The sequence below is a fragment of the Megasphaera hexanoica genome (genome assembly GCF_043520715.1).
In the GTDB taxonomy this organism is placed as follows: domain Bacteria; phylum Bacillota; class Negativicutes; order Veillonellales; family Megasphaeraceae; genus Megasphaera; species Megasphaera hexanoica.
Genome location: NZ_CP171361.1, coordinates 1,148,616 through 1,165,534 on the forward strand (window position 1 = coordinate 1,148,616; position 16,919 = coordinate 1,165,534).

Annotated in this window: 14 protein-coding genes; all 14 read left to right on the plus strand. The window is 48.4% G+C overall.

The genetic code is table 11. From position 1 onward, the window contains the following. The first annotated feature begins 8 nt into the window (after window positions 1–8). The 14 genes from ACGTIC_RS05460 (at window position 9) to ftsZ (ending at window position 16,861) form a co-directional block, all read left to right on the plus strand. Window positions 9–2,930, plus strand: a complete 2,922-nt coding sequence (locus ACGTIC_RS05460) for an insulinase family protein (protein ID WP_113855010.1) — start codon at window positions 9–11, stop codon at window positions 2,928–2,930. 12 nt (window positions 2,931–2,942) lie between these two features. Beyond that, window positions 2,943–3,890 carry a tRNA glutamyl-Q(34) synthetase GluQRS gene (gluQRS, locus tag ACGTIC_RS05465; protein ID WP_113855009.1) on the plus strand — a complete coding sequence of 316 codons (948 nt, stop codon included), beginning with the start codon at window positions 2,943–2,945 and terminating at the stop codon, window positions 3,888–3,890. Window positions 3,891–4,089: 199 nt separating this feature from the next. Continuing rightward, a complete protein-coding gene (mraZ, locus tag ACGTIC_RS05470) occupies window positions 4,090–4,527 on the plus strand; it encodes a division/cell wall cluster transcriptional repressor MraZ (protein WP_075582095.1) in 438 nt (145 codons plus the stop codon). Window positions 4,528–4,535: 8 nt separating this feature from the next. Beyond that, on the plus strand, window positions 4,536–5,468 hold the full coding sequence (gene rsmH, locus ACGTIC_RS05475) for a 16S rRNA (cytosine(1402)-N(4))-methyltransferase RsmH (protein WP_075582096.1): 933 nt from the start codon (window positions 4,536–4,538) through the stop codon (window positions 5,466–5,468). 52 nt (window positions 5,469–5,520) lie between these two features. Then, window positions 5,521–5,895 carry a hypothetical protein gene (locus ACGTIC_RS05480; RefSeq protein ID WP_059076908.1) on the plus strand — a complete coding sequence of 125 codons (375 nt, stop codon included), beginning with the start codon at window positions 5,521–5,523 and terminating at the stop codon, window positions 5,893–5,895. Window positions 5,896–5,982: 87 nt separating this feature from the next. After that, entirely contained in the window at window positions 5,983–7,479 is a 1,497-nt protein-coding gene (locus ACGTIC_RS05485) for a UDP-N-acetylmuramoyl-L-alanyl-D-glutamate--2,6-diaminopimelate ligase (RefSeq protein ID WP_059076909.1), read from the plus strand. Window positions 7,480–7,481: 2 nt separating this feature from the next. After that, window positions 7,482–8,855: a UDP-N-acetylmuramoyl-tripeptide--D-alanyl-D-alanine ligase gene (murF, locus tag ACGTIC_RS05490; protein WP_059076910.1), complete on the plus strand. Its 1,374-nt coding sequence runs from the start codon at window positions 7,482–7,484 to the stop codon at window positions 8,853–8,855. 5 nt (window positions 8,856–8,860) lie between these two features. Further along, complete coding sequence (gene mraY / locus ACGTIC_RS05495; RefSeq protein WP_059076911.1) at window positions 8,861–9,826, plus strand: phospho-N-acetylmuramoyl-pentapeptide-transferase; 966 nt, start codon at window positions 8,861–8,863, stop codon at window positions 9,824–9,826. Between the two features lie 40 nt (window positions 9,827–9,866). After that, complete coding sequence (murD, locus tag ACGTIC_RS05500) at window positions 9,867–11,231, plus strand: UDP-N-acetylmuramoyl-L-alanine--D-glutamate ligase (RefSeq protein WP_113855008.1); 1,365 nt, start codon at window positions 9,867–9,869, stop codon at window positions 11,229–11,231. A 33-nt stretch (window positions 11,232–11,264) separates the two neighbouring features. Then, window positions 11,265–12,422, plus strand: a complete 1,158-nt coding sequence (murG, locus tag ACGTIC_RS05505; RefSeq protein ID WP_059076913.1) for an undecaprenyldiphospho-muramoylpentapeptide beta-N-acetylglucosaminyltransferase — start codon at window positions 11,265–11,267, stop codon at window positions 12,420–12,422. After that, window positions 12,415–13,797 (plus strand): UDP-N-acetylmuramate--L-alanine ligase, encoded by a 1,383-nt coding sequence (gene murC / locus ACGTIC_RS05510; protein WP_059076914.1) that lies wholly within the window; start codon window positions 12,415–12,417, stop codon window positions 13,795–13,797. Before murG ends, murC begins: the two co-directional genes overlap by 8 nt. 2 nt (window positions 13,798–13,799) lie before the next feature. After that, the gene (locus ACGTIC_RS05515) at window positions 13,800–14,738 is read left to right on the plus strand and encodes a D-alanine--D-alanine ligase (protein WP_113855007.1); all 939 of its coding nucleotides are present in this window, start codon (window positions 13,800–13,802) and stop codon (window positions 14,736–14,738) included. A gap of 38 nt (window positions 14,739–14,776) precedes the next feature. After that, window positions 14,777–15,724 (plus strand): cell division protein FtsQ/DivIB, encoded by a 948-nt coding sequence (locus ACGTIC_RS05520; protein WP_257536586.1) that lies wholly within the window; start codon window positions 14,777–14,779, stop codon window positions 15,722–15,724. Window positions 15,725–15,835: 111 nt separating this feature from the next. Beyond that, the gene (gene ftsZ, locus ACGTIC_RS05525) at window positions 15,836–16,861 is read left to right on the plus strand and encodes a cell division protein FtsZ (RefSeq protein ID WP_059076916.1); all 1,026 of its coding nucleotides are present in this window, start codon (window positions 15,836–15,838) and stop codon (window positions 16,859–16,861) included. Window positions 16,862–16,919: the final 58 nt, after the last annotated feature.

Here is a 16,919-nt window from a genome sequence, read left to right on the forward strand (position 1 = left end):
GCTTTTTTATGACATTGAAAGTAAAAGACACGCTGCATGGATTTCACATAGACCGGTCCGTTTATGTTAAAGAACTGGATAGCCAGGCCTATGAAATGACCCACGTCCAATCCGGGGCCCGCGTCCTGTATATCCAGAATGAAGACGACAATAAGGTGTTCTCCATTTCTTTTCGCACGACGCCTTCTGACAGTACAGGTGTACCCCATATTTGTGAACATTCCACATTGTGCGGCTCCCGGAAATTTCCATTGAAAGAACCGTTTGTAGAACTGGTCAAAGGGTCTCTCAATACATTTCTCAATGCGATGACATTTCCTGATAAGACCATGTATCCTGTAGCAAGCCGGAATGCAAAGGATTTCCATAACCTGATGGATGTATATCTGGACGCCGTGTTTTTCCCTAATATGCTGAAAGATGGACAGGTACTGATGCAGGAAGGCTGGCACTATGAAATGGACAGCCCGGAAGCACCTCTGACGTACAGCGGCGTCGTTTACAATGAAATGAAAGGCGTCTTTTCTTCTCCCGATTCACTTATGGAACGCCATGTCATGGAAAACCTGTTTCCCGATACAACGTATGGCGTAGAATCAGGTGGGGATCCTGACGATATTCCCAATTTGACGCAAGAGGCTTTTGCGGCTTTCCATAAGGCCTATTATCATCCTTCCAACAGTTATATCTTTCTGTATGGGGATTTGGATGTTGACGGCACACTGGATTTTATCGATTCTGAATATCTCAGTAAATTCCATGCAGCACATATCGATTCAGCCATCAAAAGACAAGCCTGCCCGGGCAGTTGCGTCCGTACCTATCCGTATGGCATCGCTTCAGGAGAAAAAACGCAGCAGAAGACACTGCACAGTCTGACCTATGTCATTGACGATGCTTTGGATACGACACTGGCATTGGCTTTTAAGGTGCTGACGTACGTCCTGTTGCAATCGCCGGCGGCGCCCCTGAAAAAAGCTCTCGTCGATGCCGGTGTCGGCCGCGATGTGTCCGGTGATTTCCAGGATGGTATCCTGCAGCCGTTGTGGGGAATTTCCATCAATGGCTCAGACCCGGATAAACAGGCCAAGATTTTACCGGTTGTCCGGCAGTTCCTGACAAAGATGGTTCAGGAAGGCGTGGATAAGACCTTATTGACCGGTGCCCTGAACCGCATTGAATTTACTTTGCGGGAAGCCGATTTTGCCGGTCGTCCCAAGGGATTGATTTATGGTATCCGTTGCATGGATACCTGGCTGTACGATAAAGATCCGCTGGCTTCTCTGCAATATGAAGATGCGTTGCAGACTCTCCGCCAGGGGATTGACAGCGGATATTATGAATCTCTTATCAAGAAATATATACTGGATAACCCGTATTATGCTCTTGTTACACTGGTCCCGGAACCCGGTCTGACAGAAAAACATGATCAGGCTGTGGCTGACAGACTGGCAGCGTATAAAAAGACTTTATCTGCTGAAGACATACAGCAGATTGTTGAAGCATCCAAGGCCTTGAAAAAGAGACAGGCTACACCCGATTCTCCCGAAGCTTTGTTGACAATCCCCACTCTTTCCCGGGATGATCTGGAACATAAAGCGGAAGAAATAGAAATGCAAACGTCTTCTGAAAGTGGGATTACGGTGTGCCATGTACCGGATCATACAAACGGTATCACCTATGTCAATGCGTATTTTGACCTCCATGGTTTTACCCCGGAAGAGATTTCCTATGTATATCTCCTCAGTGATCTTTTGGGAGACATGGATACGAAAGATCATACATATGGAGAACTGGCTTCCCTCATTGATTTATATACTGGAGGTATCGATTGCGCCGTATCTGCTTTTTCTGATTGTGAAGATAATGGGCAGTACATGCCTGTCTTTAAGGTAACGGCTAAGGCACTCCGTCAGAATATGCCGGAACTGATCCGTCTGATGCGGGAAATTACGACAGAAACACTTTTTACCAATACAGAACGTCTCATTGAACTGGTCGAGGAAACCAAAGCGGGCTGGGATATGGATGCATTCCGCCGGGGGCATACGCTGGTCATGCACCGCGTTCTGTCTTATGTATCACCGGTAGAAGGATTCTGCGATGCCGGCGAATTTTCGTACTATGAATTTATCAGCCGGATTGCTGCCGGAATCAGGACGAAAACGGATGATACAATCATGAAGCTGCAGCATGTCATGAAGAAGGTGTTCACCCGGGCAGCTATGACGCTGGAAATAACGAGTGATACAGAAGATTACCAGCAGGTCATAGGACTTTTGCCGGACTGGGCGCAACAATTGCCCCAGGGAGAAAAACGCACAGACCTTTGCCGTCTGGGCGGTCAACGTAAAAACGAAGGCATCATGACCAGTGGCAAGGTACAGTACGTAGCAAAAGGTGGGAATTTCCGCAGCCATGGCTTTGTGTACACCGGTTCTATGATGGTTCTGGATACGATTTTGCAATATGGATATCTCTGGACGAAGATTCGTGTCCAGGGAGGAGCGTACGGGGCGTTTACCCGTTTTTACGGCAATGGCGACATGGTGTTCTGCTCGTATCGCGACCCCAATCTGGAAAGCAGCGTCAGAGCGTACGATGATCTGGCAGATTATCTGGAACAATTCGACGTTACAGACCGGGAAATGACAAAGTATGTCATTGGTACATTGAGCCGCATTGATATTCCACTGACACCTTCCCTAAGGGGAGATAAGGCGATGAACCGCTATTTCTCCCATATGACACAGGCCCTGGTTCAGCAGCGCCGGGATCAGCTCTTACAGACGACGGCTGCAGATATCCGGGCTCTGGCACCATTAGTGCGGGCGGTCATGAATGATAATTGCCTTTGCGTGATGGGGGGAGAAGGTAAAATAAAGGATGCAGCTGCTTTGTTTGACAACCTCATTTCCTTGCCGGATTAGGATGTGAATAGTATGCGGGGACGTTTTGCACCCAGCCCGACGGGCTATATCCATTTGGGAAATGTATGGACTGCCTTTCTTGCCTGGCTGCAGGTACGGCAACAGAATGGAACTCTGGTACTGCGCATAGAAGATATCGATGAACAGCGGTCTAAGCCTGTATATGTAAAGGCACTGCTGGAAGATCTGGCCTGGCTGGGGTTGGACTGGGATGAAGGGCCTGGAAAAGGCGGCTCTTACGGATCATATATCCAGCAGGAACGGTATCCGCTATATGAAAAAGCCATGCAGGAGCTGCAGGAAAAACATCTGTTGTACCCCTGTTATTGCAGCCGTGCCAGATTGCAGGCCATAGGAGCGCCCCATGAAGGGGAGCATCTTGTATATGATGGGCATTGTTATGGCATGACGGAAGAACAGCGCCGTCATATGGACCGGAAGCCATCCTGGCGCGTCCACGTCCCGGACGTTTCTGTCTCGTTTACGGATGGCTGCTATGGGGCTTTTTCGGATTATCTGCCCCGTGTTTGTGGTGATTTCGTCGTCCGGCGTGCCGATGGCCTGTATGCATATCAATTGGCCGTTGCCGTCGATGACGGGGCTATGGGCATTACCCATGTGCTGCGCGGCCGGGATTTGTTATCTTCGACAGCCCAGCAGATATGGCTCATGAAGGTGCTGGAGTATAGGGCACCTTTGTATACCCATGTTCCGATGCTGGTTGATACGTCTGGTAACCGTCTTTCTAAGAGACAGAAAGGCATAACAGTCCGCAGCCTTCGTGAACGCGGTGTCATGGCTGATGCCATTTTATCTGCACTGGCCCTGGCCGGCAGACTGGTTACGGAAAGGCGTCTGTATCATAAAGAGGAATTAGTCCGCCGGTGCGATTTTCAAAAGATGACGACGCAGGACATTGTTCTGGAAGATACCTGGCTGGATGAACTGCTACACGGATAATCAAAATATAATAAGTTTGGCTATGTTGTATCATACATACTGTAGGAAGAAACAAAATACATCTTGTTTTTTTCTGCAGTATTTTTTTATCTTTTTTTTCAGATCTTTATCAGATTAAGCAATATTATTGTCATCGGGTGTGAAAATGTGGTAAAATGTGGTGAAAAGTGATAGATAATACGGAAAGGGGGGCGACGCTATGTTCATGGGAGAATATTCGCATTCTATTGATACAAAAGGCCGTGTTATTATGCCGGCGAAATTTCGTGAAGAATTGGGAACGCATTGTATAGTAACCCGTGGACTGGAAGGCTGCCTTTCTGTATATACACAGGATGCCTGGAGAAATCTGGCTGATAAGATGAAAAAATTAAGGACCAGTAAAGAAAAGGTCCGGGCATTTAAACGATTTCTCTTTGGCAGTGCGGCCGAAGTTGAATTTGACCGTACAGGCCGTATCCTGATTCCCGGAACGCTGCGGGAATATGCCGGCCTTAAAAAAGAAGTTACAGTCATCGGCACAGGTGACAGCATAGAAATCTGGGACAAACAATCTTATGAAGAATATGCCGCCCGTACCGTGCCGGCGATGGAAGAGATTGCTGAAGATCTGGAAGATCTGGATCTGGACATATAGGAGTACTCATGGAATTTCATCATGTCAGTGTATTACGAAATGAAACAATTAATCATCTCATCGGTGATCCCCATGGTATATATGTAGACTGCACACTGGGAGGGGGAGGTCATTCCCGCGTATTGGCCGAACGGCTGGCCGGTGATGCAACGCTGATTGGACTCGATCAGGATGAGGATGCCATTGCGGCGGCTACAGCCCATATGAAAGGGACAGCCTGCCATTTTATACCGGTGCAGGAAAATTTCCGCAACCTGGGCCAGGTCCTGGACAAGCTGCACATAGATGCCGTGGACGGGGTCATGTTTGACCTGGGCGTGTCGAGTTACCAGCTGGATACGCCGGAACGGGGTTTTTCCTATATGCAGGACGGGCCACTTGATATGCGGATGGACCGGTCTGCCCGGAAAAGCGCTTACGATGTGGTTAATACATATAGTGAAGCTGAGTTATACCGTGTTGTCAAAGACTATGGGGAAGAACGCTGGGCCAGCCGTATTGCTGAATTTATCGTCAGGGAACGGCAGCAGAAGCCCATTAGTCATACGGCTGAACTCGTATCCGTCATCAAGAAAGCTATTCCTGCGGGAGCCCGCAAGGATGGACCGCATCCGGCCAAGCGGACGTTTCAGGCAATCCGGATTGAAGTCAATGATGAACTGGGTATTCTCCATGATGCCGTCGAAACGGCAGCGCAGCGGTTAAAACCGGGCGGACATATCTGTGTTATAACCTTCCATTCTCTGGAAGACCGCATTGTCAAGCAGACGTTGAAACGATTGGCAACGGATTGTATCTGTCCTCCCGATATGCCTGTCTGCACGTGTCACCATCATGCCATTTTAAAGATACAGCGCCATGCCATCACGCCGGGAGAAGATGAACTGGAACAGAATCCCCGGGCCAGAAGTGCTAAATTACGCGTCGGAATTCGTAAGTGATGGATAGGCAGAGGAATTTTCGTTTTTAATATTTGATTGGATGTGTTATAATATGCTGGCCAGAAAAGCTGGATACATTCACTATGAAGCGTCACGTTCTGTGGGGCACCGGACTGGTGCGGATGAAAGAAAATTCGCCAGGCTGCTTGCGCAGACTATATCTGTTTTACTGCTGGTATGCTTTTTCCTGCTGGCATACATTGCGCTTTCTGCCGTTAAAACTAATTTCAGCTATGCACTGATGCAGAAAAAGCTTCATGCCCAGCAGCTGCAGAGAGAAAATGAAGTGCTCCGCGTTGATATTGCCAAATTGGAGACGCCGGAACGAATTTATACGTCGGCGCAGAAACTCGGTATGACGGTCCCGGTGACCGTGCTGTATGGCCAGTCTCATGATAAGACGGGAACAGGTGACAGCAGCCGGTAAAGCGGGTATGAGCAGCCTTAATTTAAGGCTGCTATTGTTGTTTCCTGTTCTGTTAACATATGAATTACCTGTATAGGAGGAAATGAAATGAAATCAGTTAATGAACTCTGCAAACAAATTAAAGGTATATATAATGTGGATGGCAATGCCAATACTATGATTACGGGCATTTCGTCCGATTCCCGGTCAATCGAAAAGGGAGATTTGTTCGTCTGCTTCAGCGGCGTTCATACAGACGGGGCCGTATATGCATCCCAGGCTGTAGAGAAAGGGGCCGTTGCAGTGCTTACGACCAAACATCTGGACCTTCCCGGCAATGCCGTGCAAATCATGGTGCCGGATGTGCATCATGCCGTTGAAGATATAGTTCCTTATTTTTATGATTATCCGGGAAAGAAAATGCGCATGATCGGCGTTACGGGGACAAATGGCAAAACGACGACGAGCCATATTATTTATCATATCCTGAAAGCTGCCGGCCATCGTGTGGGCCTTCTGGGAACCATCCATGCGCTGATTGACGATGAAGAACTTCCTATTCACAATACGACGCCGGATGTTATTGACCTGCAGCGCTTCCTGGCGCTTATGTATGACCGTGGCGTTACTCATGTCGTCATGGAAGTGTCGAGCCATGCCCTGGCTTTAAACCGCGTGGCCGGGATTGAATATGATACGGCGGTATTTACGAATCTGACACAAGATCACCTGGATTTCCACAAGACGATGGAAAACTATCTGGCAGCCAAATGCAAATTATTCCAGAACATCAGTCTCGATGAACATGTTAAGGATAATAAGACAGCTATAGTCAACATTGATGACCCTTATGCAGAAGGAATCCTGAAAACCTGCCACTGCAACGTACTGACCTACGGCGTAGAAAAAGCAGCTGATTTAAAAGCAGCTAACTTATCGGTGGAACTGAAACGTTCATCCTTTGATGTTACGGGACCCTTTGTCAATGTCCATCTGAATATGAACATTACAGGCTTGTTCAACGTGTATAATACACTGGCGGCAATCGGAGCTGCCCATGCAGAAGGCGTGGATGAACAGACGATTGATAAAGCTATCCAGTCTTTCCATTCCGTACCAGGCCGTTTTGAACTCGTAGAAGCCGGACAGGATTTTGCCATTGTCGTCGATTATTCTCATACGCCGGACAGTCTGGAAAAAGCATTGACGACAGCCCGTGCCATGAATCCGGTCCGTATACTCTGCGTGTTCGGCTGCGGGGGCGACCGCGATCGTACAAAACGTCCGATTATGGGACGTATTGCTGCAGAACATGCTGATATCCCCATCGTCACTTCCGATAATCCGCGGTCAGAAGACCCGGAAGCCATTGTTCAGGAAGTGGAAGCCGGTGTAAAAGATGGGTTGAAACCCGGCCAGCATCATGAAGTGATCGTCAATCGCCGTGATGCTATTTTCCGTGCCGTAGAATTGGCACAAAGCGGCGATATTGTACTGATTGCTGGTAAGGGGCATGAAGATTATCAGATATTGAAGACCGGTACCATCCATTTTGATGACCGTGAGGTCGCAAGGGATGCCGTGCTGGCTGCAAAGGGGAGATAAAAATGGCTGCGTTCACGTTACAGGAGGTAGAAAAGGCTACTGGCGGCAGACTGCTGTATCCCGTTGTGGACGATTCCGTATTTTCTCAGGTAGAGACAGATACACGGGCTATTACAGAAGGGGCGCTTTTTGTAGCTCTCAAAGGAGAAACATTTGATGGTCACGATTACGTGCTTCAGGCTAAAGAACGTGGGGCTGCCGGTGCCGTAGTAGCTGAAGACCGCCCTGAATATAAACAAGAGGGGTTTGCTGTTGTCATAGTTACGGATACACGCAAAGCATATCAGGACCTGGCGCGTTTTCACCGCCGCCGTTTTTCGATTCCTGTCATCGCCGTTACGGGTTCTGTAGGAAAGACTTCTACACGCAGCATGATTGCAGCCGTGCTGTCGCAGAAATATCGTGTGCTCCAGACAGAAAAAAATTTTAATAATGAAATCGGCCTTCCGAAAACGCTGCTGCAGCTTACGCCGGAACATGAGGCCTGCGTTGTGGAAATGGGCATGCGTGGTCTGGGGCAGATTGCGGAACTGGCGGCTATTGCAGAACCGGATATAGGTGTGGTCACCAATGTCGGCAAGAGTCACATTGAGCTGTTGGGGTCGCAGGATAATATTGCCCGGGCTAAAAGTGAACTCGTCCGGGCATTGTCAGAAGATGGCGTTGCCATACTGAATCAGGATGACTCGTATGTAGCGGCAATGGCCGATTTGTGCCGCGGCAAGGTAGTCGGATACGGTATTGAAAGCAATGCTGCTATCCGGGCCAGCCGCGTCGTCTGCAGTGAGAAGGGGCTGCGGTTTGCCTGTCGGTGCTTTGATCAGGTCATGGATATCCACATGCCGCTCATAGGCAGCCACAATGTCTATAATGCACTGGCTGCTATTGCTGTCGGACGGGTTCTGGGACTAACAGAACATCAGTTACAAAAAGGATTGTCCGAGTACCGCGGTATGCCAATGCGGCAGGAATTGATTCATCTTGGCGAATATACCTTTATCAATGATGCGTATAATGCAAATCCGGCTTCTATGAGTGAAGCGCTGAAATCGCTGGCGTTGCTGACAAAAGGACGGAAAATCGCTGTTCTTGGCGGAATGCTGGAATTAGGGGACTGGACGGTCCGGGAACATGAAAAAATAGGAGCTGAAGCAGCGGAATTAGGGCTGGATGCGCTCATTACCATGGGCAGTCCGGCATCCTATATTGCAGATGCTGCCAGAAAAAATGGGCTCGGCGCTGTATATACGGCACAGGATCATGCCGGAGCGGCGGATTGCCTCAGGCAAATTATCCAGCCGGGAGATACGGTTCTGCTTAAGGGTTCCCGGGGATTTGCCATGGAAAAGATACTGCCATATTTCGAAAGGAAGTAATGTGAATGTTAAATACACTGCTCTTTGGTTTTGCTGTCAGTCTGATCATAGCTCTGGCTCTGGGGCCGCTGGTCATCCGGGAACTGAAGAAATTTCATGCCCGCCAGTCTGAACGGGAAGAAGGGCCAGAGAGTCATAAATACAAGGCTGGCACGCCTACTATGGGCGGTATCCTGATTCTGACAGCGCTTGTCGTGTCCTGCCTTATTTTTAATCCCATGGATCTGCGCAAGGGACTGGCGCTGTTTCTGACACTAGGACATGGAATCATCGGTTTTCTTGATGATTCCATCAAGGCAGTCAAACACCGCAACCTGGGCCTTACGGCTAAACAAAAACTGGCCGGGCAATTCGTTATGGCAGCAGTATTTTGCTTTATTTTGAAGGAATATCTGAACTTTCCGACGACAGTATGGATTCCGTTTACGACATGGAATGTTGATTTGGGCATGTTGTATTACGTATTTGTCTTTGTCATGATTGTCGGTACGAGTAATGCCGTCAATCTGACGGACGGACTCGATGGGCTGGCAGCTGGTTCTTGTGCCATCACGTCGGTTGCCTACGTCGTTATTTCTGTCGCACTGGGATATGTCAACTTTGCCGTATTCAGTGCGGCGCTTACGGGCGCTTGTTTGGGATTCCTCTTTTATAACCAGCATCCGGCTAAAATGTTTATGGGCGATACGGGGTCGCTGGCTTTAGGCGGAGCCCTGGCGGCCATGGCGATTTTGACTAAGACGGAATTATTGCTTATCATTGCAGGCGGCCTGTATGTGATTGAAGCTTTATCGGTCATCATTCAGGTCGTATCATTTAAGACCCGCGGAGTACGGGTGTTCAAAATGAGTCCGATTCATCATCATTTTGAACTTTCGGGCTGGAGTGAAGTCAAAGTAGTTACTGTTTTTTGGAGTTTTTCGGCTATTATGGCCATCCTTTCTATTTTTGTAGTCCTGGCATGCAAATAGGCTGCCATACATACTATATGAAAAAAAGCGGGTGTAGAGCATGAGCATAATGGATTTTTCAGGGAAACATATTTTGGTTATCGGTGCTGGTATCAGCGGCCGGGCTGCTTCAGAAGCACTGGCCAGTCATGGTGCTTCCGTTGTTCTCAATGATTTAAAGACAATCGATACACATCATGAGCCGTGGCCGGAATTGAAAGCTGATGGGATCCGTCTCGTGTTTGGCCATCAGGAAGCGGCTCTGCTGGATGGGATGGACCTCGTCGTTCCGTCACCGGTCATTTCCCCAGAAATCCCGATTATGAAGGAAGCGGCTGCCCGTCATATTCCCATCTGGAGTGAAGTAGAAGTCGCTTACCGGCTGACAGATGCTGAAATACTGGCTGTTACCGGTACGAATGGCAAAACGACGACGACGACACTTTTGGGAGATATTATGAAAGCGGCAGGCCGTGAAACGGTCATAGGTGGCAACATCGGTTACGGTCTTTCCGAACAGGCGGAAGACCTGCCAAAAGAAGATGTGGTCGTAGCAGAACTCTCCAGTTTTCAACTGGAATTTACACAGACGATGAAAGCGAAGGCTGCGGTCATACTGAATATCACACCCGATCACCTGGACCGGCATCACACTATGGAAGCGTACGCGGCAGCGAAAGAACGGATTTTCCATAATCAGGATAAATCCGATTATGCACTCCTGAATTATGATGATGCGCGCATTAAAGCCATGGAACCGGATATGACCGGGACCGTGTTGTGGTTCTCTACGGAACAGGAAGTTCCGGCAGGTGCCTTTGCAAAAGATGGACGGCTGATTTTACGTACGGATGGAAGTGATACGGAAATCTGCCGAGAAGACGAACTGAAATTATTTGGCAGGCATAATATCCAGAATTGCTTGGCAGCGGCGCTCATGGCGTATGTGGCAGGCGCACCGCTTTCCGTTATTCAGCGTGTACTCCGGACGTTTGGCGGGGTAGAACATCGCATTGAACCTGTACGCACTATCAATGGCGTACCGTATTATAATGATTCCAAGGGTACTAATACGGATGCTTCGATAAAGGCATTGGAAGCTTTTTCCGGCCATCTGATACTCATTGCCGGCGGCCATGATAAGATGACGCCGCTTGATGAGTTCATGAATCTGGCTGCTCAAAAAGTAGATACGATGATTCTTATCGGTGATGCGGCGGACCGTTTTGAAAAAGCCGCAAAAAAGGCGGGCGTAAAAGATATCCGCAAAGTCGGCTACAGCATGGAACGGGCTGTCATGATGGCACGCAAGATTGCAGCACCGCCCCAGACCGTACTTTTGTCACCGGCCTGCTCCAGCTATGACATGTATGATAATTACGAACAGCGCGGACGTATGTTCAAGGGCATAGTAAACGCAATTTAAATAATGAATTCAGAGACAGGGAGGAAATAGAACATGCGCCGAGTGATTATTTCTGGTGGTGGCACTGGGGGGCATATTTATCCGGCCATTACCATTGCCCGGGCCATTGCCGATATTGAACCGACGGAATTTTTGTACGTAGGATCTAAAATCGGATTGGAAAACACCTTGATTCCCAATGAAGGCATTCCCTTTGTTACGATTGATGTACGGGGGCTGGAACGGAAGATTTCATTCCGTAATCTGGTGACATTGGGAAAGACCGCAGGCAGTCTGATCAAGGCAGAACATATTATTCATAAGTTTAAACCAGATGTTGTGATTGGCACGGGGGGCTTCGTTTGCGGCCCCGTTCTCCTGGCAGCCAGTCTGAGCGGGATTCCGACATTGGTACAGGAACAAAATGTCATTCCCGGTGTCACAAATACGATATTAAGCCGGTTTGTCAAATGTGTCGCTTTGGGATATGAAGAAGCGGCAGAGCGCTTTAAGCGGAAAGACATCCTGGTGTATACGGGGAATCCCGTACGCAAGGATATACTGACTGGTACGAAAGATCATGGACGGGCTTTACTGGGACTGGATCCGGACAAATTCACCCTACTGGTAGCAGGGGGAAGCCGGGGCGCCCGTTCTATCAATAATGCAATGATTGAAGTGCACCGGTATTTCCGGGACAGCAAGGATATCCAGATCCTTCATGTCACCGGCGACCACGAATACGACCGCGTCGTAGGACAATTGGAAGGTATTGATGGCAAAGGGCGGTATGGAGAAGGAAGCCACATCATCCCCTATCTCCATCACATGCCAGAAGCACTGGCTGCAGCTGATCTGGCTGTGTATCGGGCCGGTGCTGTGGGATTAGCGGAATTAACTGTGCGCGGACTTCCGGCTATACTGATTCCGTATCCCTATGCTGCCGAAGACCATCAGCGCTACAACGCACAGGCTCTGGTCATGTGCGGTGCTGCAAAAATGATCCTTGATAAGATGTTGACCGGTCGTGAACTGTTGGAAGAAATCGTTCATTTGAAAAATGATCCGGAAGCACTGAAGCGCATGGCTCAGGCGAGCAAATCCAAGGGCCGTCCCCAGGCTGCACATGATATTGCAGAACTGGCGCTTTCTATTGCCAAAGGCCCGAAATACCGTTCCCGCATACAGAAGGATGTGACTGATCATGATTAACTTAAATACTGTACAGCGCGTTCACTTCATTGGTATTGCCGGTGCGGGAATGCGTGCGATAGCAAACATTTTCATTGAAAAAGGTTTTACCGTCTCCGGATCCGACCTGCGTGTTTCCCCGACGACAGACCGGTTTGAAAAAATGGGTGCCCGGATCTGCATTGGCCAGCGGCCGGAAAATTTGCAGGATGCCCAGGTAGTCGTGATTTCATCTGCCATCAGAGAAAATAATCCGGAATTACAGGAAGCCCGCCGCCGCGACATACCGGTAATCCATCGTTCCGATGCCCTGGTGCATATTATGTCCTGGGGAAAGAGCATTGCCGTCGCAGGTGCCCATGGCAAGACGACAACCTCTTCCATGCTCGGACAGGTTTTTTATGAAAGCGGTACGGATCCGACACTGGTTATCGGCGGTGAAGTGGATTATCTGCATTGTAATTCTATTCTCGGAAAGGGAGACTATGTCATTGCTGAAGCTGATGAAAGTGATGGATCGTTCCTGAAAGAACATCCCTATATTGCTGTCATTACTAATATAGATGCGGATCACATGGATCATTATGGATCACTGGAAAATATCATCAAGGCATTTGGACAGTTTATCGGACAAATACATCCGGAAGGATTTGCTGTTCTCTGTTTTGAAAATGACAAGATACGATCCTTGGCAAATACCCTGAACAGACGGTATCTTTCGTATGGAATAGAAACACCGGCTGATTACAACGCCCGTAATATCCGGTATATTAATGGCCGGCTCCATTATGAAGTATGGCATGACGGCAAAGAACTAGGAACCATCAATCTCAATGTCCCTGGCCGTCACAATGTGCTGAATTCGCTGGCGACTACAGCCGTTGCTCTTCGTTGCGGTATTCCTTTTGATAAGATCGCCCATGCTCTTTCTCATTTCCATGGAGCTAAACGGCGGTTCCAGACGAAAGGCGTTGTCGATGATGTTTGGGTAGTCGATGATTACGCCCATCATCCTACGGAAATCAATGCTACACTTACGGCTGCCCGCGATATGGGGACTCATCGCGTGGTGTGCCTGTTTCAGCCGCACCGGTATACACGGACCCAGCTTTTACTCAACAAGTTTGGAGGAGCTTTTACCGGTGCTGATAAATTGATCGTCACCGATGTCTATAGTGCTGGCGAAGATCCGATCCCCGGAGTCACGGGCAGGCTGATTGCCGATAAGGTCCGGGAAACGACAGGGCAGGATGTGACTTATATTGCCGATAAGAACGAGCTTGTCCCGTATCTGCTTAAGAATGCACGGCCAAAAGATCTGGTCATTACTATGGGGGCCGGTGATATTTATACCATAGGGGAACGATATATTGAAGAAGCCAGGAGGGGGAAGTAATCATGGACACACTGCAGGATAAGAATATTGCCGTTATTGTAGGCGGACCTTCAACGGAAGCGGAAGTATCGCGCCGTACAGGAGCTGCCATTGCCGGAGCACTGCAGGAAAAGGGGTATCATGCGGAACTTCTGGAACTGGTGCCGGATAAGCTTGCCAGTCAGCTGCAGGATAAGAATATAGATATTGTTTTTAATGCGCTTCATGGACATTACGGAGAAGATGGTGTATTGCAGGGATTATGTGAAATGATGGGAATTCCCTATACCGGTCCGGGCGTCATGGCCAGTGCCGTCGGTATGAATAAGGTCATGAGCAAGTGCGCGTTTCAGGGAGCGGGAATTGCAACAGCACCCTTTGCCTATTATTTCAATACGCAGGACGAAGATGCTATCGCTGCTGATATTATCAGACGGTTTTCTCTGCCTGTAGTCATAAAATCGGCAGGGCAGGGGTCCAGTATTGGTACGGTAATCGTTCATTCAGAAGACGAAATACGAAGCGCATTGAACGAAGCGTTTAAGTACAGCAATTCTATTGTGGCTGAAGCATTCATCGACGGGGATGAGTTTACTGTTGCTGTCATGGATGATATGGCCTTTCCCGTCATTCAAATTGTTTCCAGTACAGGAAAATATGACTATTATTCCAAGTATGCTCCCGGCGTAGCAAAACATCTCTGTCCGGCACCTATTTCGCCGGAACTGACAAAAAAGATGCAGAATCTGGCTTTGGACGTATTTCATCTTTGCCATTGCAGCGGTATTTCCCGCGTTGATATCATGACGGACAAAGAGGGAAATCCCTTTGTACTGGAAATCAACACGGTTCCGGGCATGACGGCGACCAGTCTGGTCCCCGATGCGGCCCGTGCAGCAGGAATAGAATTTCCCGATTTATGTGAACGCATTCTAAAGGAAGCATCTGTCGGAAAATTTTAGATTAGGTAGAGTTTTGTGATTATATACAGGTTTATACTATGACAATGGATAAAAAAGGGATATATTCCCCGGCTTCTGATACAACTTCATATCAAAGTGAAAATGATCCATATGGCATTAAAAAGCGTACCCATGATGTCTTCGTGCCGCCTCAGGTAGAAGACACTTCCTATGTGCCTCATCAGGATGTGACGGAGGCACAGGGGAAAACACAGAAGCGGATTGCCCGACGCCGGGCCAGAAGCCAGCGGAAAAAACTTGCCAGGCAGAGACAACTGCGCCGCCGGAACCGCAGACTGGCTGCCGTAACAGGTATTATTTTTGTCTTTTTTGTCTGGCTTATCCTGCGATTTCTTCCCATTCCTTTTGGAACCGTCATCATTGATGGGAATGAGCGGATGTCCTTTGATGATGTATATCAATCCTGCGGCATACAAAACGGGATCATTAATGTGATACAACTATCGCCGGACCGGATGCGGGAACGAATGGAAAAGGATTTACGGGTAGCAAGCGCGGACATCAGCCGCGAATTCCCGGCGACTATCCATATCCGCATGCAGGAGCGGCAGACTGTTGCTGTCATCACCACGATGTATGGTTTTGCTTATGTGGATGATACGGGAAAGGTCATTGAGACAGCCCCGCAAATTAAAGGCGTATCGGCCCCTTTGATTACTGGTAAAAAAGTAGACACTCTGCTCCTTGGCGATACTATTCATGATCAGTCCATTCGCGATTCTCTTTCGTATTTGAAAAGCCTTGAACCAGAACTTCGTAAGGATATTACAGAAATCAATGTAGGGAATCCAGACAATATTATTGCCTATACAAGCGAATCTCTTCCTGTTCATCTGGGAAGTGCTGATGATCCGGCAGGACGGGCGGAGATGACGAAAGAGCTGCTGCAGGAAGTAAAGCGCAATCATCTTTCTGTCCAGTATATCGATACGGATCCTCGTGCCCCGCTTGTTAAAAGCAGTTGATAGGAAAGATTTTTCAAATAGCTGTAGATTAATTCCTGAATATAGTGTAAAATAATAAAGAAATCCTATCAGTACAAGAGTGTATACTTTTTTGAAGGAGGAACTAGTAAGATGGCAGATAATGCAAACATAAAAGTAATAGGTGTCGGTGGCGGCGGCAACAATGCTGTCAACCGTATGATAGAAGCAGGCTTACAGGGTGTACAGTTTATTTCTGTCAATACAGAAGATCAGGTGCTGGAAATTTCCAAAGCGGATGTTAAAATCCAGATTGGTGAAAAGCTGACCCGCGGTCTTGGTGCCGGCGCTAATCCACAAATCGGTGAACAGGCTGCCCTGGAAAGCAAGGAAGAAATCATCAAGGCCCTGCAGGGTGCTGATATGGTGTTCGTTACAGCCGGCATGGGCGGCGGTACGGGTACTGGTGCGGCACCTATCGTGGCAGAATGTGCCAAAGATCTCGGTGCACTTACGGTAGCTGTCGTTACAAAACCTTTTACGTTTGAAGGGAAGCGCCGCCGCGAACAGGCTGAAAAAGGGACAGCATATCTGAAGGAAAAGGTTGATACGATTATTACTATTCCGAATGATAAGCTGCTGCAGATGATTGACAAAAAGACACCGTTGAAAGACGCATTCCTGAAAGCCGATGATGTATTGCGCCAGGGTGTACAGGGGATTTCTGATCTGATTACGACGACGGGCCTCATCAACCTCGATTTCGCCGACGTGAAGACCGTCATGTCCGACCAGGGCGAAGCCATCATGGGAATTGGCCTGGGAACTGGTGAAAACCGTGCCCTCGATGCGGTTGATGCAGCGATTCACAGCCCGTTGCTTGAAACAGGAATCGACGGTGCGCAGAGCATTCTCCTCAACGTTACAGGCGGCCCCGATGTCAGCTTGTATGAAATCAACGAAGCGGCAGAAAAAATTGCAGAAGCAGTTGACCCGGATGCCAATATTATCTTTGGCCAGGTTATTGATCCGGATATGGAAGAAGATTCTATCCGCATTACTGTTGTTGCGACAGGCTTTGGCAAAGAACCGTCCACGATTCCGTCTTTTGGCCAGGATGGTGGTAAAGCCGATAAAGCTGATCTCGGCGGTGTAGAAATTCCGTCGTGGATGAAATAATAGAGCAAATCAAAAAGCGGATCCTGGTGGACCCGCTTTTTTTCAATCAGTCGTTATA